Source organism: Rhodococcus sp. LW-XY12 (assembly GCF_019317345.1).
GTDB lineage: Bacteria > Actinomycetota > Actinomycetes > Mycobacteriales > Mycobacteriaceae > Rhodococcus > Rhodococcus pyridinivorans.
On sequence record NZ_CP079227.1, the window covers coordinates 38,014 to 62,161 of the forward strand.

Annotated in this window: 13 protein-coding genes and 3 pseudogenes; 10 read left to right on the forward strand and 6 right to left on the reverse strand. The window is 66.0% G+C overall.

Features of this window, described 5'->3' with window-relative positions:
• Nucleotides 1-34 precede the first annotated feature (34 nt).
• The 3 genes from KXC42_RS25650 to KXC42_RS25660 form a co-directional block, all read right to left on the reverse strand.
• Nucleotides 35-9,187, reverse strand: a complete 9,153-nt coding sequence (locus KXC42_RS25650; RefSeq protein ID WP_219130649.1) for a helicase-related protein — start codon at nt 9,185-9,187, stop codon at nt 35-37.
• 95 nt (nt 9,188-9,282) lie between these two features.
• Complete coding sequence (locus KXC42_RS25655; RefSeq protein WP_219130632.1) at nt 9,283-9,915, reverse strand: hypothetical protein; 633 nt, start codon at nt 9,913-9,915, stop codon at nt 9,283-9,285.
• A 183-nt stretch (nt 9,916-10,098) separates the two neighbouring features.
• Nucleotides 10,099-10,287 carry a hypothetical protein gene (locus KXC42_RS25660; RefSeq protein ID WP_219130633.1) on the reverse strand — a complete coding sequence of 63 codons (189 nt, stop codon included), beginning with the start codon at nt 10,285-10,287 and terminating at the stop codon, nt 10,099-10,101.
• 579 nt (nt 10,288-10,866) lie between these two features.
• Here KXC42_RS25660 and KXC42_RS25665 point away from each other — a divergent pair.
• From KXC42_RS25665 to KXC42_RS25710, 10 genes and pseudogenes are all read left to right on the forward strand, one after another.
• Nucleotides 10,867-11,172, forward strand: a complete 306-nt coding sequence (locus KXC42_RS25665) for an XRE family transcriptional regulator (protein ID WP_219130634.1) — start codon at nt 10,867-10,869, stop codon at nt 11,170-11,172.
• Between the two features lie 139 nt (nt 11,173-11,311).
• Nucleotides 11,312-11,620, forward strand: a complete 309-nt coding sequence (locus tag KXC42_RS25670; protein ID WP_219130635.1) for a hypothetical protein — start codon at nt 11,312-11,314, stop codon at nt 11,618-11,620.
• Nucleotides 11,554-11,727, forward strand: a pseudogene (locus KXC42_RS27855) (transposase); the annotation flags it as partial. The gene KXC42_RS25670 and the pseudogene KXC42_RS27855, both read left to right, overlap by 67 nt.
• 180 nt (nt 11,728-11,907) lie before the next feature.
• The gene (locus tag KXC42_RS25680; protein ID WP_219130636.1) at nt 11,908-12,192 is read left to right on the forward strand and encodes a type II toxin-antitoxin system Phd/YefM family antitoxin; all 285 of its coding nucleotides are present in this window, start codon (nt 11,908-11,910) and stop codon (nt 12,190-12,192) included.
• A 118-nt stretch (nt 12,193-12,310) separates the two neighbouring features.
• Entirely contained in the window at nt 12,311-13,312 is a 1,002-nt protein-coding gene (locus KXC42_RS25685; protein ID WP_040270068.1) for an IS481 family transposase, read from the forward strand.
• Nucleotides 13,313-13,515: 203 nt separating this feature from the next.
• A pseudogene (locus KXC42_RS25690) lies at nt 13,516-14,532 on the forward strand (IS256 family transposase); the annotation flags it as partial.
• Nucleotides 14,533-14,648: 116 nt separating this feature from the next.
• Nucleotides 14,649-15,704 (forward strand): tyrosine-type recombinase/integrase, encoded by a 1,056-nt coding sequence (locus KXC42_RS25695; protein WP_064257805.1) that lies wholly within the window; start codon nt 14,649-14,651, stop codon nt 15,702-15,704.
• Complete coding sequence (locus KXC42_RS25700; protein WP_064257806.1) at nt 15,701-17,656, forward strand: tyrosine-type recombinase/integrase; 1,956 nt, start codon at nt 15,701-15,703, stop codon at nt 17,654-17,656. Before KXC42_RS25695 ends, KXC42_RS25700 begins: the two co-directional genes overlap by 4 nt.
• 47 nt (nt 17,657-17,703) lie before the next feature.
• A pseudogene (locus KXC42_RS25705) lies at nt 17,704-17,943 on the forward strand (transposase); the annotation flags it as partial.
• A 167-nt stretch (nt 17,944-18,110) separates the two neighbouring features.
• Nucleotides 18,111-18,476 (forward strand): type II toxin-antitoxin system RelE/ParE family toxin, encoded by a 366-nt coding sequence (locus KXC42_RS25710; protein WP_219130637.1) that lies wholly within the window; start codon nt 18,111-18,113, stop codon nt 18,474-18,476.
• Between the two features lie 1,285 nt (nt 18,477-19,761).
• Here KXC42_RS25710 and KXC42_RS25715 read toward each other — a convergent pair.
• Genes KXC42_RS25715 through KXC42_RS25725 form a run of 3 tightly spaced genes read right to left on the reverse strand, consistent with a single transcriptional unit; the run spans nt 19,762 to nt 23,997 of the window.
• Nucleotides 19,762-20,601, reverse strand: coding sequence for a hypothetical protein (locus KXC42_RS25715; RefSeq protein ID WP_219130638.1), 840 nt, complete (start codon nt 20,599-20,601; stop codon nt 19,762-19,764).
• Nucleotides 20,594-23,245 carry an FtsW/RodA/SpoVE family cell cycle protein gene (locus KXC42_RS25720; protein WP_219130639.1) on the reverse strand — a complete coding sequence of 884 codons (2,652 nt, stop codon included), beginning with the start codon at nt 23,243-23,245 and terminating at the stop codon, nt 20,594-20,596. The genes KXC42_RS25715 and KXC42_RS25720 overlap by 8 nt, the downstream gene beginning before the upstream one ends.
• Nucleotides 23,242-23,997 carry an FHA domain-containing protein gene (locus tag KXC42_RS25725; RefSeq protein WP_219130640.1) on the reverse strand — a complete coding sequence of 252 codons (756 nt, stop codon included), beginning with the start codon at nt 23,995-23,997 and terminating at the stop codon, nt 23,242-23,244. The genes KXC42_RS25720 and KXC42_RS25725 overlap by 4 nt, the downstream gene beginning before the upstream one ends.
• Nucleotides 23,998-24,148 lie beyond the last annotated feature (151 nt).

Sequence of the window (24,148 nt, forward strand, 5' to 3'; positions counted from 1 at the left end):
AGGCTGGACAGCGGTCTTGAGCCTAGAGAGGTGTTCAGACGGCGCGGTCGTCTTCGTATCCACCTTCGTATCCGGCTTCGAAATGCTGCATCGGGTCGGTGTACTGCTGCTGTTCCGGCCCTGCGCCGTGGGAATCTCGCCTGCGCAGCGGGCGAACGTCGCCTGCTGCATGCAATCCCTGCGCGAGCGTGTCGTCGAGCTCGAAAGTGTCCTCGGCAGCCGTCTCCACCGTCTCGGTCGGTTCCACGATCGCGTCGGTGGGCTCCACCGTCTCGGTCGGCTCGACCATGACGTCGGGGGCTTCCCCGATCGCGGCAGCCGATTCGAGGTGTTCGCGGCACTCCATGCTGGCCTGATGGAGGTCCTCACAGGGGATCCGCCTTGCCGCGGCGAAGCTGTCGGCGGCGAGGGCGGCGGTGCTGAAGGCTTCACCGCGGGTATTCATGGCGTCGCGACCTGTCGAGCCGTCGCCGTCCCAGGCTTCCCAGTGCCACTGCCGGTCGTCCCAGTACACCCGGGCGCCGGGCCGGCCGCTGTCGGTGTCGAAGCCGTACTGCCAGAGCGCTTCGGTCTCGTCGAGGGCCACCCACGGCTGAGCCTTACGACCCGCTTCGCGCTGCTCGGCCCCGGCGAGCCATTCCTGCCGGGCGGCGGCCATGCGCGCAGGGACCGAGGCGATGAGGTCTTCTTTGCTCATCTGGCGTTCTGCGGCCCACGCATCGGTCGGGTTCAGGTCGAGGGTCCACTGCGGGTACTGCCCGTCCGCGGCCCGACGCTCGCGGTCTTCGCGGGCTCGGCGCAGTGCGTCGGGGGAGTTCTCGCGGGCGTTGACCTCGAGCCGCAGCTCTTCGGCCCGCAGTTTCGCGGCCTCGAGTTCGGCCGTCGCGGTGAACTCGAGTTCCGGCTCGGCCTCGGCGTCGGCGAGCCGGCCCCGGTTGTGCTCGATCCTTGCCTCGATGACCGGCACCTGCCGGACCGCCTTCTCGGCGAGATTGCGGAGGGTGGTCAGCATCCCCTGCGCCCCACTGGCTTTCTCGACCGCGTTGAGGAACCGATCGCGGTCGTACCAGGCGATCTCCTCGCCGACACAGACGTAGAACTGGCCCAGGACCTGGGTGTAGCCGAGTTCGAGGGGCACACCGCCTATGGCCCCGAAGACCACCTTGTCGTTGCTGCGGGTCACTTCCTCCTCGAGCCGGATCAACGATCCTCGCAGCGCGTCGGCCAGCTCGGCGGTTTCCGAGTCGGGGATCGCGGCGTGGGGGAAGTGCCAGATCTTCGTGGCGCGGTCGTCGATGCTGTTCCACGCGGCGAGCTTGTCGACCATCGCCCGGACGTCGGGCAGCCGGGTCTCGTCGGTGGTGATGGACTTGCTCAAGGCCCGGATCGCGGCGCCTCTGGCAGCGTTGGCGTTGAGCACCGCATCGCGGCGGGCTTCGAGTTCGGCGACCTTCTGGTCGGCCTCGACCTGCGCGACGAACACCGGATCACCCGTGGCCGCGGCCTTGCTCTGCGCCCACGAGACGGTCAGGTCCCCGCCGAGGTCCTCCATGGTCGGGGGCACGTCGGCCTTGCGGATCATGGCGACGAAGTTCGATTTGCGGGCCACGTACTGGTACATCATCGCGTCGAAGGAGCGGCGGGCGACCATGTTGACCACGCGGACGCTCTGGTGGACGTTGCCCTGGCGGATGATGCGGCCGAGGCGTTGTTCCATGTCCGCGGCCGTCCACGCCGGGTCGAGGTTGATCATCTGCTTGAGCGCCCGTTGGACGTTCAGGCCGGTGCCGCCCTTCTTGGTGGAGGTGAGCAGCACCCGGATCCGCCCGTCGGCGCACGCGTGCACCAGTCGGGCTTTGGCCTTGGGGCCCTCGTAGTCGTGCATGAACGCGATCTCCTCGGGCTGCATGCCCCGAGCGACCAGGGCGTCGCGCAGCTCGGTGTAGAGGTTGCGCGATCGGGGGCCGGCGCCGGCCTTGGGGGTGCCGCGGTCGCAGAACACCAGCTGGAACACCCCGGTCATCTCGGGGCCGTACTTGTCGGCCGGGATGTGCAGGTCGGCGTGGCCGCGGTGGACCTGCCAGATCAGGTCGGCGGCGTGTTCGATACGGCTGTGCTCCGGCTCCGGTGGGGCGAGGTTCGCCAGCGAGGGGTGCATGGTGAGGTTGCGCCCGTCGGTGGCAATCTTGAGGCTGTTGTCCAGGTCCATCCGATCGCCCTGGATCATGCTCATGCGCACGTCCAGGTCGGCCATCGCATCGATGGCGTCTTGGCCCATGTCGAACTCGACGATCTGCGGCGTTCCCCCGTCGAGGGTGGGTAGACGCACCGGGATCTGATCGGCGGTCACCACGTCCCGGAACTGGTCGAACATCGCCACCAACTGGGGGACGTTGGCGTATTCGGCCATGCGGGTGCGCATCTGGATGCGGGTGGCGGTGGCGTTCATCTCCGCCACCGACACCGGCTTGGCGAAGGTCCCCGCCCAGTTGTCGATGCGCCCCAGGCCGGCGGCGTGCAGCAGGTCCGGGCGCAGGTACTTCATCATCACCCAGATCTCCGACAACGAGTTGGTGATCGGGGTGCCGGTGGCAAACGCGATCGCCTTGGCCGGCGCGTGCGCCATCCCTTGCTCGACGCCCCGGGCGCGGGCCTTCTCCCGCAGGTACTTGGCTTTCATCTCCAGGTCGGTGGCGCGCTGGGAGCCGGTCGGCACCGACAGGTCGGCGCTGTTGGACGGGCGGGTGAGGTTCTTGTAGTCGTGCGCCTCGTCGACGAACAGGAAATCGCAGCCCGATTGCTCGAAGGTCAGCCCGTCGTCGGTGGCCTTGGCCTCGATGATCTTCTCGATGCGGCCTTCGGCGGCCTTGATCGCGTTCTCGATCTGCTTGACCGTGAACTCCGCTCCTTGGCTGTTGGCGGCGTCGAGAGCCTGCCGCAGTTCGGCGATTTCGCTGTCGAGGTATTCGATCTGCGCTTCGCGGCGCATGGCGATCTTGCCGAACACCGACTGCGGCACGATCACCAGATCCCAGTCCCCGACCGCGGTCTGCCCGACGAAGCGTTGCCGGTCATCGCGGCCGTCGAGTTCGGAGGCGACGAGGATGTTGGCGTTCGGGTAGGCGTCGCGGGCCTCGACCGACCACTGCGCCAGCAGGTGGTTGGGCACCACGATCCACGGTTGCCGGATCTGCCCGAGACGTGTGGCTTCCATGCACGAGGCGGTGATCGTCAGGGTCTTGCCGGCTCCGACCACGTGGTCGAGCAGGATCGTCTCGTCGTGCAGGAACCGCTGCACCGCGGCGGCCTGGTAGTCGTAGGGCGTGTATTTCGGGTTCAGGCCGGGGAAGGACTTGCTGCGTCCGTCGTGGACCGGTTTGACGAACGAGTTGTAGCGCTCGTTGAAGGTGGCAGCCAGGCGCAGATAGCGGTCGCCGTCCTCCCACAGCCACTTCTCGAACCGCTCGGCCAATGCATTCGCCGAGGCGTGGGCCTGTTCGGTGAGCTTGACGTGGAACCGCGGCTTCGGGGAACGTTCCAGCTCGTCGGCGGTCTTGGTGACCTGGATGGGCTTGTTGTTGGCGAGCAGCTCGAACATCTTCACCCCGGGCAGCCGGCCGGTGCCGTACTTGTCGGGATAGCCGCTGGAGAACTCGTGGCGGCTTTTCTGGTCGGTGGAGATCTCCCAGCTGCCGCTGATCTCGTCGTGCTCGACGGTGAGCCGGTCCGGGCGCAGCCCGAACTCCTGGACCAGGAACGCCCGATAGTCCTCGATCGGCACCCAGGTCGCGCCGATGCGCACCCCGATGTCGGCGGGGTCCACATCCGCCGGCACCACCGATTCCAGGGCCTGCACCAGCGGGGCGTAGCGGGGATCCTGGTTGGCCTTGACCCGGGCGAGGGCGAGCTTGTCGCGGACCTGCCCGGACAACGCGACGGTGGCGAGTTCCCACTGGTCATCGGCGTGCAGGGACGGATAGATCCGACCCTGGGCCCCCTCGAGGGTGTCCTCGACGGACAGGTTCAACAGCTCGGCCACCCGGTGCGGGGCGATGTGCCCGAGTTCGTCGAAGCAGATCGCCAACGCCTCGTCGAGGTCGGCGGCGGCGGTGGCCTTGTCCTTGAACGGGGTGGTGTCCTCGGTGAAGATCGCCGTCTTGGTCGCCACCGCCTCGCTGCCGTCGAAGCGCGACTGGAAGTTCTCGATCGCCAGCACCATGCCCAGCCGCGGATCGCGGGCGATCGCGCCCTGCAGATGCGCGAAATAGCGCCGCGGCTGCGGCTGCTCGGCCGCCTTCTCGCGCAGCTCCTCGAGCACCTCGTCGGGAATCGACCCCTCGAACGGTCCGGCATCCTTCGGGTCGAGACCGTCGGCAATAGCCTCGTCGCGGCCGGTCTTGATCCGCCACTCGGTGATCGCCTTGTCCAGGCGGGCGGCGATCTTGTCCTCCGATAGCGGCGTCGGCTCGGTGAGCTTGAACCGGTTCAGCGGCCCCCACCGGCGCACGTAACCGTCGTAGAGCGAGTTCAGCCGGCCCCGGAGCACGTCACGGTCGGCGACGGTATGCGTGCGGGAGCGGCTGGCCTCGGACAGCTCCATCACCGTCTCCCCGAGAGCGATGAGCACCATCCACTGCTCGGCCAAATCCTTGCCGCGGCAGCCGACCTCGGCCCAGCCGCGGCCGAGAGTGAACTGCTCGAAGCGATTCTCGGCCTCGTGGAACCGCATCGCACCGGGCAGCACCTCGTTCGAGTCCAGACCCGCTCCGGTGCGCAACCCCGGCGTGGTGAACGCCGAGGCCGCGGCCGGATCGGGGGCCGGGGCGGTGAACCCGAGACCACGGGCGACGGCCCGGTCGATGAGCGGATCGAGCTGGGTACGCAGCTGCTCGGCCAGGGCGGCGCCGGTGTGCGCGGTGACCCGCAGCGAGCCCTCGGCATACATGCCGCCCCCGACGGTGAGGGTGCCCAGCACCCGCTCCGGGTACTTCGCGAAGTAGGGGTTGATCCAGGTCCGCGTGGTCTCGCCGGTCTTGGCGTCGATCGCGGCGACCTGCACGGCGGGCTGTGCCCATTCGAGGGTGTCCTCGGTAAGGGTGGCTCCGTCCTCGCGGCGGCGGAAGATGAGCACGTCGGTGACCACGTCGGTGCCGGCCTGCCGGTCGAACGCGCCGGTGGGCAGACGCACCGCCCCGATCAGATCACCCTTCGCGGTGATCGCGGCGCGCTGTTCGGCGCGTTTGGCGTCCGAGGTGAACATGCTCGTCACCACGGCGACATAGCCCCCGGGCGCGGTCAGGTCGAGGGATTTGGCGATGAAGTGGTTGTGGATCGCCAGACCGCCCGGGTTGTGGATCGGATCGACGGGCGCGAACTTGCCGAACGGGACGTTGCCGATCGCCCCGGTGAACGTGTTCTCCGGGGCGAAGTTGCGTTCGAAGCCGTGGTTGCGGATCTGCTGCGAGGGATACAGGTAGTGGGCGATCTTCGCGCTGATCGGCTCGATCTCGACGCCGACCATACGCACCTTCTCCGGGGCGGTGCCGACGAAATGACCGGCCCCGCAGCCCGGTTCGAGCAACACCGCACCGTCGGGCAATCCGGCTCGCGCCGCCGCCCGCCACAGTTCGGCGACGATCGCCGGGTCGGTGTAGTGGGCATTGAGGGTGGTCTGGCGGGCCTGCGCGAAACCCTTGTCCCCGAGCAGATCGAGCAGAGCGGCGTGCTCGTCGCCCCACTGCGCGAGCATCTTCGCGCGGTTGTCGAAGACCTCCGGGACCGCTCCCCACCCGGACCACCGCGCCAGCACCGCCTGCTCGTCGGCGGTGGCCGGTCGCTGCTGCTCCTCGAGCCGGCGCACCAGACGCAGGGCGGCGATGTTCGCCCGCGCCCGGGCCTTCGCCCCGGACGGGACCAGCACCTCGGTACCGAGTGCGAAGTCCTGCGCCTCGACGGTCGGCGGCACTGCACGCACTGCCGCGGCCGCGGCGGTGGCCCCGGGTCGTAGCTGGTCAACGGCGGGCTGTGCTGCGGCCGCGGCATCGGCAGCGGCATCGGCAGCGGCATCTGGGGCCGGTTCGCCGGTCTCGGTGACAGTGGTGGACTGCTCGGCCTGGGTCTCGGCCGCAGCCGCAGATGTGGCCCCGGGTCGTGGCTGGTCAACGGCGGTCTGTGGTTCGACGCCGGCAGCGGCGGCGTACTCGGCGGCGGTGGCGCGGGAGACCCACACGTGTGCGCCGGATTCCTTGCGGACCCGCACCAACTGGCTCGTGTCCCGCCACAGGGGACTCGACAGCGGTTCGCCGTACTCGGTTTCGGGAACGACCAGCTCATTGGTGTCCGGGGCCGGGGCGCTCTGCGCCGCCTCGTCGGTCGGGGCGGCAGTGTCCGGCTCGGCGGTCGTCTCCGCGTCCGGTGCCAGGGTCGCGTCGGTGGTCGTGGCAGGTTCAGGGGCCGGGGTCGGCGCGGCGACCGGCCCGATGGGGCCGACCATCAGGGGATCGGTGAGCACCCACGCGGTCGCGGGCGCATCGGCGGCAGGGGCGGCAGGGGCCGGGTCCGATGGCTCGGTGGGAGCCAGTTCGACCTCTTCGAAGATCACCGCGCCTGCGTCGTCGATCGCAGGCGCTACGACTCGAGGGGAGGGCGGTTCGGCCTCCTCACTAACCTGCGGTTCTGCCTCGGTGTCGGTGTCGGTGTCGAGCTGGGCTTCGGACTCGGCGGTGTGGTCCGGGTCGAGCTGCTCACCGTCGCGTTCGGCGGCGAGCACGGCGCGGGCGTCGGCGATCGCGTCCCGCATCGTCAGCTCGGGCCGGGGCTGGCCATCGACGTAGGTGATGTGCTCGCTGCTGTTCGGTGCCCACCCGGAGCGGACTGTGACGTGTCGGCCGTCGGGGTCACCGAGGACCACATCTCCAGCCCCGGCGAAGGTCAGGTCGGTGGGGGTGAGGCTGTAGAGGTCGTCCCCGGCTGCCCGAATGTCACGCAGGACCTTCGGGTCCACGTCGTTGTCGAGGGTCCAGTCCAGATCGATGCCGTAGCTGTCGAGCAGTGCGGTCTCGGCCGGGAAATCGCTGCGTAGCTGGTCGAGGATGCCGCTACGCACGTCCTCGAGGAGCGAGTGGGAGGCAACGAAGGTACCTGTTTCGTTGTACTTCCACAGCAGGTCCGCACGGGCGGCAGCGTGGTAGAACTCGTTGTTCCGGGCGTAGGCGATCGCCCTGGTCAGCACGGTGGCGCGGGCCTGGGCGTAGGGCCGGTAGGCACGTTCGATCCACTCCGGGATCTCGATGGTGCGTGCGTCGAGCAGCGCCCCGATCGCCGCCCGTGCATTGCGGCCGCAGGTGACGGAGGTGCCGCCCCCGTCGAGGGTGTAATCCCAGCCCCGGATCGGGAAGTAGCTGACTTTGCTGTTCGGGCGGTCGTTCAACCGCAAGGCGCAGTATGCGGCCCCGTCACCGAACAGAGCGGCAAGATCGGACGGCTCGGGTGGGGGCAGGTTCGGGATGATGTTCCCGCGCATCTCCGCAGCGAGACGCTCGGCGGGAATGCCCGCGGTGGCGGCGACGAGATCGGGGCGTTCCTCGGCCATGACCTCGAACGCGGTCTCGATGCCGAGCTCGATGATCGGGGTGCGCGTGTGCATCGGCAGCCCGGCCCACGATCCGAGCAACGGGTCCCGTCGGGCGTGCATGGTCATCCACGCCGTCCACTCCGCCGCGGTGTCCTGGTCCCAGGTCAGCTCGGGGCCGTGGATGCGCTCCCATTCGGCATAGGCCAGCTCGTACAGCTCGGCCGGCAGCGGGTGGTGCTCGAGCAGAACCTTCGCTGCGGCCTGCCGCAGCGGGGATGCCTCGCGGGCGGCTTCGGCGATCAGGCTCTGGGCCTCGGAACGGGCCACGGCCGGCAGGTAGTCCGGGCGCCGGCCCTCGACCGTGGCGATGAGCCTGGGATCGACGGCGACCTCGGCGACCAGAGCCTGGCGTTCCTCGGCGGTGGCCTCGCGGCGTCCCTGCTCGACACCGGCGAACCACTGGCTGCGGATCTCGTCGCGGGCCTTGCGGCTGCGCACCGCCTTGATCGCAGCGGCGACCTGCGGATCGGTGTCCGGCTGCGGCAGGGTCAGCGGGTCGGCCGGGTTGTAGGCGGCGCGGCCCCGTGCCCACCACTGCTCGACTTCGACCGTGGCGGCCTGGTCGATGCCGTCCTGCACCGCCTCGACCTGCTCGTTGCGCTGGGCGGCGGTGGCGGGTTCGGCCGGCTCCTGGGTGTCGAGAACCGCCTGAGTGGTGTCGAGGAAGTCCTCCTCGATCGCGCGGTCCTCGCTGGCGCGGGCGTCGACGATCGTGTCGGTGACCTCGGCGGTGACCGGGTGCTGCACCGGCTCACCGGTGCGGGCCTGCCAGTATGCTTCGGCAGCCCGGTGACCGAGTTCGCCCCAGCGTTTCGGATCCGCCAGGATCGCCCGGCACACCAGGAACATCTCGTCGGTGAGCGAGTCCCGATCGGCCATCAGATCGGCGAGGGCGACCTGGGCCTTGACCTTGAAATGCCCCTCCGCCCATGACAGGAACTGTGCGGCGGTGTTGATCTGCGGGTTCGCGGCGGTATCGGCCTCGGCGTCCGGTTCGGCGAGGCGCTCGAGCAACCGGCGCTCGACCTCGGCCAGCGGATCGATCCGCGGCCGCGGCTGCCGAGCCTGCTCGACCTGCGGTTCCTCGTTCCGGGACACCTCGGCAGCGGCCGGGGCCTGCGGTGTCGGCTCGGCCGGTGCCGCGGCCGGGAGGAACATCGGCCCCGCGGGACGGTCGGTGAATTGCGCCAGCGGCAGGTTGCCGGCCAGCATCGCCGCGATCAGATCATGGGCCTGACCTTTGGTGATGCCTTCGTCGAGCACGAACGGCACGTTCGTCTCCGCTGCCAGACGCTCGAGGGTCCGCAACTGCCGCTCGGTCGCGGGATGCTCACGCCAGGCCGGCTGCGCGGCCGCGACCTCGCGCACCGTCTGCTTGGGAACAGCCTCCGGGTCGATGCCCAGAGCGTGCAGCTCGTTGCGCAGCCGGTTCTCCTGCGCCCGCAGCTCCCGCCACTGTCCACGCAGACGGTCGAGTCGTTCGGTGAGCGTGGTGACACGCTGGCCGTTGATGTCGATACCGCGATCGAGACCGCGTTCCTGGGCCGTGGCCAGGGCCTTTGCGGCCTTGGCCAGGCGATCACCGAGCTTCTCGCCCTGTTTACGCAGGCCGAACAGTTCATCGCGAACTTGCGCCCACTGCGCTTGGATCAGAACGGCAGATCCTGGTCCTGCGGCGGGTTGCGCCGCATCTCGTCCTCGATCAGTGCCGCCAGCTCGTCCGCGAGCGGATCGCGGGAGGTCATCGGCACCGGCTGGTTGTCCTCGATCCGCTGCGCGATCAGTGCCTCCGCCAGCGACAGGAACCATCCCGGCTTCGCCAGCCACACCCGTTCCACTACTCGCCCCGCGGCCGGGTTCGGCTTCACGTTCCGGGTCCGCCACCGATCCGGGTCCTGCGCTGTCCGGGCGGCTTCCCAGTCCTTCTCGATTTCCTGGTCGGCCCACTCCTCGAACCGCTCCCACGACTCCCGGATCTCGGGTGTCACCTGCGGATACAGCTCGTTCTCCAGCACCATCTCCCGCGCTGCCCGCCACGCTGTTTCCTTGGCGCGGACCGCGTCCCGGTACGTCGCGTCCGGGGCCGGCGGGGTCGCCTGCTCGAACTGCTCGGCCGCGTCCTCGGTCATCTGCTGCAGGCGCAGAGCCTCCCGGTCGATCCGCTCCTGCTCGGTCGCCGGGTCGATCCCCAGCCACTCGACCAGAATCCGCCTGGTCTCGACCGCGATCGTCAGGTCGATTCCCTCGACCTGCGCCTTGAATTCCTCGCTCTGCGGTGCCACTGTGTCCTCCCTGATCCTCGGTTCCGAACGTGTCCTGGTTGGCGTTCTCGTCCGCCACGCGACCTCCTCGACTGCGCCCGACCCTGGGCGGAACTCCCCCCGATTCCGGGAACGTTTCAAGATCGACTCTAGTCGATCACTGTGCTCGAAATGCGGTCTGAACTGCGATTACCCGCCGTTCCACTACCCGGTCCGCGATGCCCGGGGAGCGGCCGCAGCGACCGCCGCCACGACGATCAGCGGAAGAACAAGAAGCCCTCCGACGCCGGCCGCGACCGCCCGAACCGGGCGGCCGTAACGGCGATACGACCTGTACGCACAGAAGAGCGCGGCCAGGATTCCGAGCACGTTGAAGGTGAGCAGCACAACCATTCGATCCCCCTGCCTCGGTGGGTGTCAGGCACATCCGCCGTCTCATCGTCCAGCTGTGCCTACACCAGGGCGCCGACAGCGCCACGGTCCGCACACGTCCGCAGGCCGGCAGAGCCCGGACCGATGCGGGGGTGGCCTCATCGGCGCCCGGCCCGTACCGGGTCCGCGGAGACGGTGACCGGCGGTACGGCGGTACGGCGATCCGTACGAGTACCTCGCGGGGTTCGTCGAACCGATCATCCCCGTATATCACTCCAAAGTGATATCATAGTAGTGTGATACGTTGAGGAACGATGACATGGGACGTGGACCTCGAATACATGAAGACTGGCTGATCGAATTGGATCAGGACTCGTACGAGCAGGTCCCGTCACAAGAACATGAAGGAACTGCGGCCGGGATCCAGTGGCCGATCGGAGTTGCGCGTGCTGTTCGCGTTCGAACCCGCAGCGCACGGCGATCTTTCCGGTGGCCGGCGACAAGGCCGGGAAATGGGACAAGTGGTACCGGGTGAACATCCCCCGTGCGGACGATCGCTTCGACGATCACCTGAACCGACTCGAAGGGAAGTAGAGGTCCATGGGCATCAACCTCGAAGACCTGCTCGCCAAGCGCCCGGTGCAACGGAACTCAGTCGAGGCGCGCAAGGCGCGGATGCTCGACCAGGTCCGCGCCTACCGGCTCAAAGAGCTGCGCAAGGCACAGCACCTGACCCAGAAGCAGGTGGCCGAGCGGCTGGAAGTGGGGCAGAACCGGGTCTCGACCATCGAGCGCGGTGAGCTCGACCGTATCCAGCTCGACACCCTGCGCCGTTACGTCGAGTCGGTCGGCGGCACGCTGCGCATCGAAGTCGAACTCGGCGACGACCGATTCCAGATCGCGTAGCACCGTAGAGCCGGGAAAGGTGTTCCTGCCTTCCCCCCGGAGGGGGAGCGATCGCCCGGTGTCCTCTCCCCGTCGCAGGCGCCGGCGCACAGCGATCCGTACCCGGTCGGGCGCACTCGGAGGGTGCACGCACGGACCCGTGCGGCTTGACCCCGCAGCACCGCCCGCATCCGACCAGGAACTGCTCAGCGACCGGCACCGGCGACGCCTCGACGCGATGTTCGCCGACGATCGACATCTGCCGTTCGCGATGACGTGGCGGGTTTACCCGGACGTCATCGACGCCTACGCCGATCACGACAGGCGGCGCAGTAAGAAGCGGTTGGCCCGGGTCATCGACACGATCCGCTCCGTCGTCCGGACGGTCTCGACGAACTCGCCCAGTTTGGTCGCACGCTGCATCGGCGCCGCGCCGACGTGCTGGCGTACTTCGACTCCCCGACCTTGAGCGGGCCGATCGAGGCGATCAGCGGCCGACTCGAAGGGTTGCGCCGTTACGCTCTCGGGCTCCGCAACCTGACGCACTACCGGATCCGGTCATTGCTGCACTGCGGAACCTCACCCACGCGATCGACGGACTCCAGATCCGGAAGAGGCAGTTTCCCGTTGCCGGACGAGGCCCCATCCCTCGACAGTTGCATCGGAGTGAGCGGGCACCCGTAGATCGCACCCTTGCGCTACATAGAATTCTATGTAGAATAAAGGCATCTATTCAAGCATGAGGAGGTGGACCCGATGCAGATCGATACACGCGACCTGGTCAGCGTCACCGAGTTGAGTCAGACTCTGTCACGTCGGATCGCCGATGCTCACGAAGGACGCCTCACCGTGGTCTTGAAGAACAACCAGCCCGTGGCTGCGCTTGTGGGCCCCGAAGATATCGAGCGTCTTCAGAATCTGGACGAGCGCGAAGAGAACCTTCGACTTCTCAGCCTTGCGCTGGTCCGCATGGCGACCGATACAGGCGAACGCATCTCCCTGGATGACCTCGTTGCCGAGTTGGGTATCGACGAGGACTAACTGTTGCGGGTCATGACGTTGTAGACACCAGCTCGAGGGGTTGAAGAAGGCGGACGGGTCCTCCGACGGCAGGATGGGAAGTACCACCAACTCATCCGCCGAACGAAAGAACCCGTCCGTGCTCCACCGTAACGCCCCGCTGTCCGTCGAAGGTCGCCGCCGTCTCGTCGAGCGCTGCCAGACCCGCCCGCTCTCCCACGTTGCCGCCGAGATGGGGATCTCCCGAGCCTGCGCCAGCAAATGGATGGCCCGCTACCGCGAACACGGCGAACTCGGTCTGCTCGACCGCCCCAGCGTGCCGCACCACCAGCCCACCGCAACACCGGCCGAGACCGTAACGCGGATCGAGACACTGCGCCGGACCCGCAAATGGTCCGCAGCCCGCATCGCCCACGAACTGGGCGCCGACGGCATCACCATCTCGGTGCGCACCGTCAGCCGACACCTCGCTCACCTCGGCCTGAACCGGCGCAAGTTCCTCGACCCGAACGGCGAGAACAACCGGGAACCACGCCGAATCATCGCCCGCTGGCCCGGCCATATGGTGCACGTCGACATCAAGAAAGTCGGCCGTATCCCCGACGGCGGGGGTTGGCGGGTCCACGGTCGTGGCAGCAACCAGGCGAAGAAGGTCGAGCGCGCCAAAACCGCCGGTGCCCGCGCCGGCTACGTCTATCTGCATTCGGCGGTCGACGGATTCTCCCGCCTTGCCTATACCGAGGCGCTGAACGACGAGAAAGCCGCCACGGCAATCGGGTTCATGCACCGCGCACGGGTGTTCTTCGCCGCCCACGGAATCGTGCACATCCACCGGGTCGTCACCGACAACGGGTCCTGCTACCGGGCGAAGGACTTCGCGAAAGTCCTGCACGGTGGCCGGCACCAGCGGATCACCCCGTACACGCCCCGTCACAACGGGAAGGTCGAGCGCTACAACCGGATCCTTTCGGAGGAGTTCCTCTACGCCCGCGTCTGGGCCAGTGAACGGCAACGCGCCCAGGCGCTACACGTGTGGAATGTGCACTACAACTATCATCGCCCGCATACTGCCGTCGGTAACCGGCCGCCCGCGAGCAAACTCCGGACCGGTGTCACCAACGTCATGGCCTCATACAACTAACAGAGCATTCCCACCGGACCTACCATCCCCAGGGCGGGCCACATCAGCCTTCCTCACAGACGGGATCAGAGTAGTGCCCCATAGAGTGGTGTAACTCGGTGGCCGAGATCGTCTGCGATTCCGTGTTGTGCACGGGTGTAGAGCGGCCACCGTGTGATCCTTCGAGTCAACCTTCTACCGAATCCTCGAACGGAGTCATCACGATGACCGCACCTCATATTGTCGACCCTGCAGGCCTGCTTGGCCAAGCCCTCGCCGACGCGTCGCCGGATCTGATGCGCGAGCTACTGCAGACCATGATCAACGCATTGCTCTCCGCCGATGCCGACGCCGTGTGCGGCGCCGAGTGGAACGCCCGCTCGGAACAGCGCACCAACCACCGCAACGGCTACCGCCACCGGCCCCTGGATACCCGGGTCGGCACCGTCGACGTCGCCGTCCCGAAGCTGCGCTCGGGCAGCTACTTCCCCGAGTGGCTGCTCGAGCGCCGCAAGCGAGCCGAGTCCGCGCTGATCACCGTCGTAGCCGACTGCTATCTGGCCGGGGTGTCTACCCGCCGGATGGACAAGCTGGTCAAGACCCTGGGTATCGACTCGCTGTCCAAGTCGCAGGTCTCACGCATGGCCCAGGACCTGGACGAGCAGGTCGCCGCGTTCCGGCACCGCCGCCTGGACGAGGCCGGGCCGTTCACCTTCGTCACCGCCGATGCGTTGACGATCAAGGTCCGCGAGAACAAGCAGGTCGTCAAGGCTTCCGTGCTGCTGGCCACCGGCGTCAACGGCGACGGCCACCGCGAGGTGCTGGGCATACAGGTCGCCACCAGTGAGACCACGGCCTCGTGGAACACCTTCTTCGCCGACCTGGTTGCCCGCGGCCTGGGCGGGGTGCGGCTGGTGACCTCCGATGCCCACGCCGGGCTCATCGAGGCGATCGCGGCGAACCTGCCCGGCGCCGCGTGGCAACGCTGCCGCACCCACTACTCGGCGAACCTCATGGCCGTGTGCCCCAAGTCCATGTGGCCGGCCGTGAAGGCGATGCTGCACAGCGTCTACGACCAGCCCACCGCGGAGGCGGTCAACGCGCAATTCGACCGGCTGCTGGAGTACGCCGAGCACCGGCTGCCCGAGGTCGCCGACCACCTCGGCGACGCCCGCGAAGACCTGCTCGCCTTCACCGCATTTCCCGACGACGTGTGGCGACAGATCTGGTCCAACAACCCCATATCGGTTAACCGGCCCTCCCACGACACGATCACGGTTGCAGCGTGAGGTCCTGAGCCGACGACCGGTTGAGGCGCATGCTGGCGGTGTCGGCTCCGATCGAAAGGCGGCGGACAATGACCGTTCGGGTGCGCATCAGCAGCAACGGGCATGTGATCGACGGCCAATGGGAAGGATGCGCAGCAGCAAACGCGTTCCTGACGCATCTGGCCGGACGCGGATTCAGTTCGGCAACGGTGCGGGCATATGCGTTCGACGTGCTCAATCTGGCCCGATTCCTGCTCGATCGCGACCTCACGGTGGCTGCGGTGACGCCGGTGACGGTGTTCGAGTGGGTCGACTGGCAGAACGTGCACCGCAAACCCCGCCCAGGCATGGCGACACGAGGTGATCGGGGCACTGCGGCATCGACGATCAACCGACGAGTCGCGGCGATACGCGCATTGTTCGAATACCTGGTGATGACCGGGATACGCACCGAAAATCCGGTGCCCTCACCGCGGCGCGGACAGGGACTGCGACCACCAGCGCGAGGACTGCTCGGACACCTCGGGCCGGGCCGACCCCGAGCCGGAGGCAGGCTGGTACGCCAACCGCGGCTACTGCCCGAGTCCCTCGACGCCGACGCGATCGAGCAGTTTGCGGCGTCGCTGCGCACCCATCGGGATCGAGCGATGTTGTGGGCGATGCTGTTCGGCGGGCTGCGCAACGCCGAGGTGCGATCCCTGCGGTTGGCAGACGTCGATTTCGGCCAGCGACGACTCCGGGTGCTCGGCAAAGGCTGCAAGGAACGGGTGGTGCCGGTCGATGCGGTGTTCTTCACCGAACTGTCGGCCTATCTGCGCCTCGAACGGCCACCGGGGTTGGCGACCGAGGAGTGTTTCGTGGTGCTGCGCGGCCCCACCGCGGGGGCGCCGGTGACCGAGGCGGGACTGCGGTCGCTGTTCCGGCGGCACCGGGACCTCTCCGGTGCGACGAGGGTGCGTCCGCACCGATTGCGCCACACCTACGGCACCGAACTCGCTGCCGCCGGAATCGATCTGATGGTGCTGCGAGAATTGATGGGGCATGTGTCTCCGGACACCACTGCCGAATATGTGCATTTGTCGGTCGAGCAGCTCGCCGCCGAATACGGCGCGGCCCGCGCCAGTCTCGCCGGAACACGACAATGAGCACCGCGGTGGTTGCGACGGTCGTCCTGCCGGCCGGACCGGGTGCGGTGCTCACCGACTACCTCGAGCACGTCGCCAGCCTCGGGCTCAGCGACAGGTCGGTGCGCGCTCGCACCCTCATCGCGACCACCTTCCTCACCACGCATCCGGACTTGCGGGACTGGATGACCCGACCCGCTGCCGACCGGCTGGCCGAACTACGCCGCACCGGGGCCTGGCCACTGCTGTGTCACCTCATCGGACGCGGCAACCTGCGGCTCGACCTCGAACTCGCGGCCGTCAAGAACCTCACCGGACTCGGCCGGGCCGTCGAGGACCGCGACCCGGACGGGTTCGCCGCGGTCCGGGCCGCCGGCCTGGTTTTGGGGTGGACACCGCAATGGGTCGAGACCGTCCTCGGCGAGTGCCTGGCGGTGCTGCTCGCCTGGCACGGCGGTTCCGTCAGCGGTGTGAGCGCCGAGACCGTCGGCGAGTTCGACGCCGCATTGGCTGCCACACAGTCAATCCCGGATACATCGAAACGCGCCTACCGCAACCGTATCGCGGGACTGCGACAAATGCTGTTTCAGGCCCGCATCGTCGACACCCCACCACGGCGCCGACCGTGGGCCCGCACCTACGCCCAACGCTTCGCCGACGCCCCGATGGCCGATCCGATCCGCGAGGCCCTGTTGCGTTACGTCACCGTCCGGGCATCGGTGCTCCGCCCGAAATCGGCCGAATCGCTGATCAACGACCTGCTGCCGTTCGCGGACTACCTCACCACCAACCATCCCGAGGTCACCTCCCTCGAGGATCTCGACCGCAGTCACATCGAGGGCTTCCTCGTCTGGAATCGCACCCGCACCTGGCGTGGGCAACGCGCCGCTGCCGGGGCCGGGCGCATCATCTCCAAGGCCGTGATCCAATCGACGGTACTGAGCGTGCGCAACCTGCTCGAGGACATCACCGAATGGGGCTGGGAGCAGGCCCCACCGCGCCGTCTGGTCTTCGCCGCCGACGTCCCGAAACTCGACCAACCGCTTCCGCGGGCATTGCCGCCCGACATCGATGCTGCGGTGATGAATGCGGTTTCCCAGCTGGATGATTCGTTCGCTCGTATCGGGTTGACGGTGCTGCGCGGAGCCGGTCTGCGGGTCGGGGAGCTACTGGATCTCGAGCTCGGCAGCGTCATCGATTACGGCCCGGCCGGGACCTGGCTCAAGGTTCCGTTGGGCAAGCTCGCCACCGAACGCATGGTCCCGCTCTCGGCGACCACTATCGCCGCGTTGGACGAGTGGACCGGCGGGCGTGGTATCTGTCGGCCATTGCCGCATCCCCGCACCGGAGAGTTGACCGATTTCCTGTTCGTCGCACACGGCCGCCGTCTCAGCCAGACCCGGCTGCGCAACGGTCTGCTCGCTGCCGTCGAGGCTTGCGGACTGCGTGGGGCCGGGGGTGCGCCGTTGGTGGTGACCCCGCATCAGCTGCGGCATACTTGGGCCACCGAACTCGCCAACGCCGGGATGAGCCTGCAGGCGTTGATGGCGTTGCTCGGGCATGTCACTCCGCAGATGACTTTGCGTTACGCCACTTTGGCTTCACCGACGTTGCGGGATGCCTATGACCAGGCGATGGGCAAGATGCGGCGGCGGTTCACGCTCACTCCGGTCGGCAAACCGATCGTCCCCGACGCGGTGAGTTGGCTCGGCAGTGAGATGCTCAAAACGCGTGTTGCCCACGGTTACTGTTCCCGTCACGAGAGCGCGGGTGCGTGTCCCTATGCCAACATCTGCGAGACCTGCGACAACTTCGTCACCGGACCTGAGTTCCGCGGCGCGCTCGAGGCGCAACGCACCGACATCCAGGCTCTCGAGGTCGATGCTCGTGACCGTGGATGGCCCGATGAAGCTGCCCGGCATCATCGTGTCGCTGAGGCGTTGACCGACCACTTGCAGCGTCTCGATCGCTGATTCGATGTGAGATCAGGGTTGATCTCATCCCTGAGGGCCGGATAACCGAGCGGCTCAACCGCGAGATCCGCCGCCGCACCGACGTCGTGGGCATCTTCCCCAACCGGGATGCCATCGTCCGCCTCATCGGCGCCGTCCTGGCCGAGCAGACCGACGAATGGGCCGAAGGCCGCCGATACCTCGGCCTAGAAGTGCTCAGCCGCTGCCGGCTCACCCTGACCACCAACACCGACACCAGCCAGGCGACGGAGGTGAGCACCGATGAACTGATGCAACTACCCGCCTGACCACCAACGAAGGATCAAAAACGAGTTACACCACTACCAGGGGCTTGACCCGGGATCAGGGGATATGAAGGCGCGAACGGATCGAGTTCACGTTCAGAACTGCCCCGGCGGTGGCCATCTGTTCGCGCGTTGGTATGTAGCTGCCTCCCGTGATCTAGAATCCGCGAATGACCCACCGCATCGAGTTTCTCCCCGAAGCTGCAGAGGATCTGCGTGATCTGGATGGATCCGAACGAAAGATCGTAGTCAAGGGCCTGCGGAAGCTGGAAACCGAACCCGAGAAACGCGGTCTTCCTCTCGGATCAAGGCAGAAGACTGGGGATCTGACCACCTTCCGGAAACTCGTTGTCGGTGACAAACAATACCGGATCGTCTATCGGGTCGAGCCCAGCAAGGTCGTGGTGATATGGGTGGTAGCAGCCCGCACGGACGACAAATGCTACGACCTCGCTGTCGCCCGATTGCAGATACATCCCGACCGAGCTCTGGCCAACGAGTTGGCCGGCATGCTGAAAGAGGCATGGCAAAAGTAGAGGGACACATCTTCCCTGGCCAAGGCTCTTTTTGATTTCTCTGATTGCCGTCCGATTCGAGGATTCATGCTCTCCAAAAACAGGCGACACACGAACCCCGTTGGTTGTGAGCTATTCGACGATGGCCAGGCGCTCCCGCAACGAAGGTGCCCACACCCAGTGTCGGCCCGGCAGGAGCAGGACCCCGTGCTGGGCGCGCTCCTGTAGAGCAGCCCAATCAATTAGTTACTACAACTGCTATCGGTGCTTAACTGATTTTGGCAGCTGAACATGGAGAACGGCCGCTCCCTGCTGCCATCGTCAACACTCTTATCACCGACGCTCTGCCCTGCACTGCGCAGATGATACCGAGCTGCAGCCACGTCGGATTCTTCGGCAATGATCGCAGGGAGCGGCACGGGATCTGCCACGCATCCGTGCCGAAGCCGTCACCAGTTGGTACGTTCGAGTTCATCGTCACCAGACCTCTTGACGATGCGACCGTTCTGGTGGTTGTGCAAGCTTCGGTTGCGATGGGAGCAGCGCTGTCCTTGTGCGGAAAGTCCTGCTTCGCAAGAGTTCTCGCATGAGCATCGTCCGAAGTAGCTGTCTTGCTAACACTGCAATCACTTGCGTGCAGGTTCAGTCAGGCCTGTTGGCGGCCTACAACGAGTACTCGGCTGTCGCTGCAGTCATTGACGCCGCACTCGTACCCGTCAATATCGGAAGTATCGAGCTGCAACTCGAACGCCAACTGCGGCGCTTCAGAAGACTCGGTCCTTCCGGCCATCCCGGCATAGAGGGGTGGGCGGCCGCATTCGAGCGGTGGAAGCAGTCCGTGCACGCTTCTGATGCCGGGTTGCACGGCTTCTCCGAGGCCCCTCCTACGGTCTTGATGAGAGAGGCTGCACTCGGGAACCTGTCTCCAGGACCAAACATCCTGGATAATCTTTGCGCCGCTGTCATGTTGGCATCGAGTTGTGCGGTGTCGGTAGTCGATCTCCAAGCTTTCGGCTGCAGCCGCAGTGACCCCTCGTTGTGTAGGGCAGTCACCATTCCCGCACCCTGGGAACAATCGTTGCGGTCCCGCCGCGTTAGCGCTGCGACCCCGTCGCTGTGCGCGCCGTCGATGATATGTGTGAGTGGTGTTCGAGGCTGTGACTTCAGCCTCGCCCAGGCGCTACTCGATGTCCTGCTCCGCCCCAGCACACGCGGCGTGTCCCGCGTGTGCTGGAGCGAACGAATGACCGATCGCGCCCCATCCTCAACCGTGAGATGGCCTGCGACAGGCCATGAAGCGCCTTGGTCACTGACTCGTTTTCGGCGTGACCGATTCTGTGCGACCCCGCCTGTCTGCGTTCAGTGAGACCAGCCCGTGCTGGACCAACCTCTGAATCAATTCAACGTCTCGGGAATACTCGGAGTACCTAGGGAATCCTACTTCCGTGAGCGCGGATGCCACCGCGAGGAATTGCTTGCGCTTATCACTCTGCCCTTTTGGCACTCCGGCTACGGGGGAGATTCTGGGTGGCCACTCAAGGAACTGGTGAAAGTACTCCTTCACAGAATTTTTGTGTGCTTCGAACTTTGCGATCGCCGGTGCATCGTTTGGGATGGTCAGCCTTTGCCCGTCCGTCACATCGTTGTCCATTGCGAACGAAGCGTACTCATCGGGTATGAAGCGTGCACACGGGTTGATCAGGACCCAGAAGTACCGATCGATGGTCTCGATCCTGAAGGAAACAGGAACGGATCGAACTTCGAAGCTCGAATACTGTTCCCTTGACCACGAGCCCTGGTGGCCCCAGTACTGCATGAACACTCCGCCTAACTGTCCTACTTCGACGGTTGTGCCGGCAGAGCCTTCGGTGAGCGTCAGCGCTACACGCGAGACCTCGTCGATCCCCGTGATGTTGATTCGATTCCTCGATTTCATGGTCGATTTTGGTGTTCTTCCAATATCCACCGTCATTCCCAGGGGGAGTTCTATCTCTCTCTGCTTGACAGGAGGGGATATCTCGGCCAATTCGGTCTTGAAGGATCCGAACGGGACGCCTTCGGATCGCACTACTGTGGATTCCCAGATTTCCACCACCGTCTCCAGTTGTCCGTTGGGCATCGGCAGGAACCTCACTTTCTCACTCACTTGTGCAGGGATTGGACGTTTCGGCAGTGTTCATCGCGGCATTGAGCAGGGCTGCAGCCACCGGTGCAGCGTCCATGGCACCGGTGCGAGAGGTCAGACTCTCGTGGTCTGCCCAGATCCTGACTGCAACGGAGAAACGCGGGGTCTCCACCGGTGCATAGGCAATGACCCAGCCGTCGTAGAAACCTTCTGGATCCTCGGCAGTTCCGGTCTTGGCCGCAACGGAGAACGACATGGCGTCGAGAACTCCGGAGTGGCCCTCGGTCACTGCCCTCGTCATGCCTTCTCGAATCGGATCGGTGACGTGGTCGCCGATGGTCCAACTGTCATCGGCCAGTGGTGTCTTTGCAACGAACTGACCGGAGCGCGAGCAGGTGCCGGCCTCCAAAGTGGGATTCGGACTTGTCCCGCCCGAGGCGATCTTCCCTGCGACAACAGCCATAGCCAACGGCGTTGCACGCACCCCTTCCTGGCCGAATCCACTTCGAGCAAGGACATCCGGATCGTCAAGGTTCGGACCCACATCGATGCCGAGCCCGTGGTCATCGGTTCCCCACCGGTACCAAGATGACAGCATCTCGGCCGTCTCAGTGAGGACGGGACCGCCGGCTCGAATCGCGATTTCGGCAAACGCGGTGTTGCTTGATTCGGCAAGAGCTGTCGGCAAAGATCCCCCTCCGGGTCCTCTCCAAGCGTTGACGACATCGCCGACTCCGCCGGGGGGAGTGTAGATCTCACGCTGTGGCGTCGAACCGTCGATTCCATGGGACAAGGCTGCTGCCGCAGTGACGGTCTTGAAGGTAGATCCCGGGGCAGAGGGACGCTCGACCGGTGACAATGTCGCGATCCCGCCGGAGGTATTCGGTCGGGGTCGTTCGTAGAGTGCGATCACCTCACCGCTGTGAAGATCAAGACCTACAGCATCACCCGGTACGGTCATACTCGCTTCCACCGCTCCCTGGACCGAGTCCCGAAGCGACGTCACGACCGGTTGAGGGATGCACTGACCTGCGACGAAGGATTGAAGCCATGACTTCGTGCAGGACTGCTGCCCCGTCGCGTTGTCGACGAAATTCACCAAGTCCGGGGCGAAGGCCGTTTGCGCGACCGGGCTACGGTCAGGCTGGCGTTCGTTCGTCGCCGAGATGAGCGTGGTCCCATCCCGCGTGACGAGCGCGCTCTTCCACCGCGTCTGGCTGGTACTGGACGCCGCCACAGGTTGAGTCGTAACCACGACCGTGGCGATGACCGCGACCACGGCCCAAGCAGCAGCTGAGATTCTCGACGCCGACGTCATCCGATGCGCCAACTTCGCTCCACTGGTTCCGCCTGTCGGTGGGACGACAGGATGCGAACCGATTCCCAGGACCAGGCCGATCGAAATCCACATCCCTACGAGTGCGCTGCCGCCATGGGAAAGGAAAGGAACAACCATGCCGGTGACGGGAACGACGGTCAGTGTGGCCGATGCTACGTACAGGGCCTGGACTGTGAGCATCGAGACCAGGCCCGCAGCCGACAGTCGGGGGCCCTCGCTGGTCGCTCGAAGTGCAACCGTCCAACACGCCGTGGTCAACACCCCGAACAGGATGAGTACGGCAACGATCCCGACGAGTCCACGCTCTTCGGCGACTGCCGCCAGAACGAAATCGTTCTCCACATTCGCGATGGCATGAGGGTCACCGTCGCCGAACCCGCGACCGAAGAGACCTCCGTTGGCAAAGGCGCGCAGTGCGGCACCGGTGTTGTGCAGGTCACCAGCAGGGGTAGCGGGGTGGAGCATCTGCTCAACCCGCGCACGCAGTCGACTCACCCCCATCATCAGCGCGAACGTGACGCCACCGGCGGCCGCGACGAGAACAAGCGCGTGTCGAGGTCGAGGTCGGCACAGAAGGACCATGGCTCCGACTGCCGCGCCGAGTACCAGAACCGGACCGAAATCGGCGGTGTAGGCGCCGATCGCCGCGGCGACCAGGAATGGCGAACAGGCGAGGCACGCAGGCGCAATTCGACCGAACCGCAGTGCAGGCCCTGCCGCGCACAGCATCAAACCGATTCCGACGACGATGAACACCCGTGCAATCTCGCCTGGTTGACCGAGCAGCGGCCCGATTTGCACCCATCCCCGCGCACCGTTGATATCCACCCCGATCCCCGGAACGAGAGGGAGAACGATGCCGACGCATCCAACCGCGGCAACAATGGCACCGAGCTGCGCAGGCGGGGTGGATCTCCACCTGGCACCGAACCAAGACGCCAAGGCGAAAACCATCAACCCGAGAACAGCCCACACCGCTTGCCCCTGGCCGGCCCCGCGGTACAGGCGCTCCGCTGTCACCGCCCCCAGACACGTAAGCATCCAAGCCGACTGCGCCAGGGCAACCCCCGATGCAGGCGTGCTTCGTACGGGGGCGAGTCTGAGCAGAAGAACCGCGCCTAGCGAAGCCCCGACGACGTACGGAAGAGCCTGAAGAATTGACCAGTTGAGCTGCGCGGTCGAGGCCAGCACCAGAACCGCAGGCGGAGCGGCGACGAGAACGTCTCGCCGAATCTGCGACCGGACGGGATTGCGCCCTGACATGAGTAGCAGAACATGCACGCTCGCGACAGCCAAGGACACGAACGCGAGCAACGAAGCAATCATCGACGGTTCGCCTTCACCGCGCGGTAGACCAGCTTGATCCGATCAGAGTCGCCGAGACCGATCACCGTATCGTTCCGGACTACCACCTCCGTGTGAGAGGCGACGGCACGCCCGTCAACCGACGTACCGTTCGTGCTGTCGAGATCTTTGATCTCCACCGCGTTGATCGCCGGATTCAAGAACAGACGTACATGCTGGCGCGAAACGTGCGGGGAACGAACCGTGATGTCACAGTTCGACGACTTGCCGACGATGAGAGGCCGTCCTGCGCTCAGTTCCCGGGAACTTCCGTCCGGCAACTCAACGAACCACTGGGTCTCCCATGGGATCCCCCCGACCTTCGTCGGTTCATCGTCAGGGAACGTGCTGAAGACCGAACCTGTGTGGACGGTGATCACATCATCGTCCTCGGGGTAGTCCGGACGAACGTCCACCTCCCATTTGCCGAGCATAGGGTTCCCCCTGAGGGAGAACGAGACCCCGCTGCTCTCCCAACCTTCCCGTTGAGCCATCTCGGCAGCAGCGGTAGATAATTCGCACGCTATCCTCGGCCAGGCAGGAGCGATCCGCCGGTACAGGTCGGGATGAACCTCCAGAACCGCGTGCGTCGGCAACACCTTCGAATTGATGGTCGTGAGAGAACGGCGCTGGAGCTGATCCAATCCGCGGCGCAGGATTGACTCCGTGGACGGCGCGGGCATCCTGTCCTGAATTCCTCGGGCCAGCTTTCGTGGCGAGAACCAGTCACGCATGTCCCCTCCGAAAAAGGATTTCAATGCAAGGCACCCCCCGATTATCAGTGCTGTTAGAGCTGCGATTACGACGACAGCCACGGCATAACTCCTTGATCCGGCGACAACTCACTCAGGATGAACAGAAGGACGCCAGAAGGAAAGAACAGGG

Bases quoted from the DNA above. Each gene is read 5' to 3' on its own strand.
- KXC42_RS25725 (WP_219130640.1), bottom strand. From the start codon at position 23,997: ATGCGTGACTGGTTCTCGCCACGAAAGCTGGCCCGAGGAATTCAGGAC.
- KXC42_RS25720 (WP_219130639.1), bottom strand. From the start codon at position 23,245: ATGATTGCTTCGTTGCTCGCGTTCGTGTCCTTGGCTGTCGCGAGCGTG.
- KXC42_RS25695 (WP_064257805.1), top strand. From the start codon at position 14,649: ATGACCGTTCGGGTGCGCATCAGCAGCAACGGGCATGTGATCGACGGC.
- KXC42_RS25660 (WP_219130633.1), bottom strand. From the start codon at position 10,287: ATGGTTGTGCTGCTCACCTTCAACGTGCTCGGAATCCTGGCCGCGCTC.
- KXC42_RS25680 (WP_219130636.1), top strand. From the start codon at position 11,908: ATGCAGATCGATACACGCGACCTGGTCAGCGTCACCGAGTTGAGTCAG.
- KXC42_RS25710 (WP_219130637.1), top strand. From the start codon at position 18,111: ATGACCCACCGCATCGAGTTTCTCCCCGAAGCTGCAGAGGATCTGCGT.
- KXC42_RS25700 (WP_064257806.1), top strand. From the start codon at position 15,701: ATGAGCACCGCGGTGGTTGCGACGGTCGTCCTGCCGGCCGGACCGGGT.
- KXC42_RS25665 (WP_219130634.1), top strand. From the start codon at position 10,867: ATGGGCATCAACCTCGAAGACCTGCTCGCCAAGCGCCCGGTGCAACGG.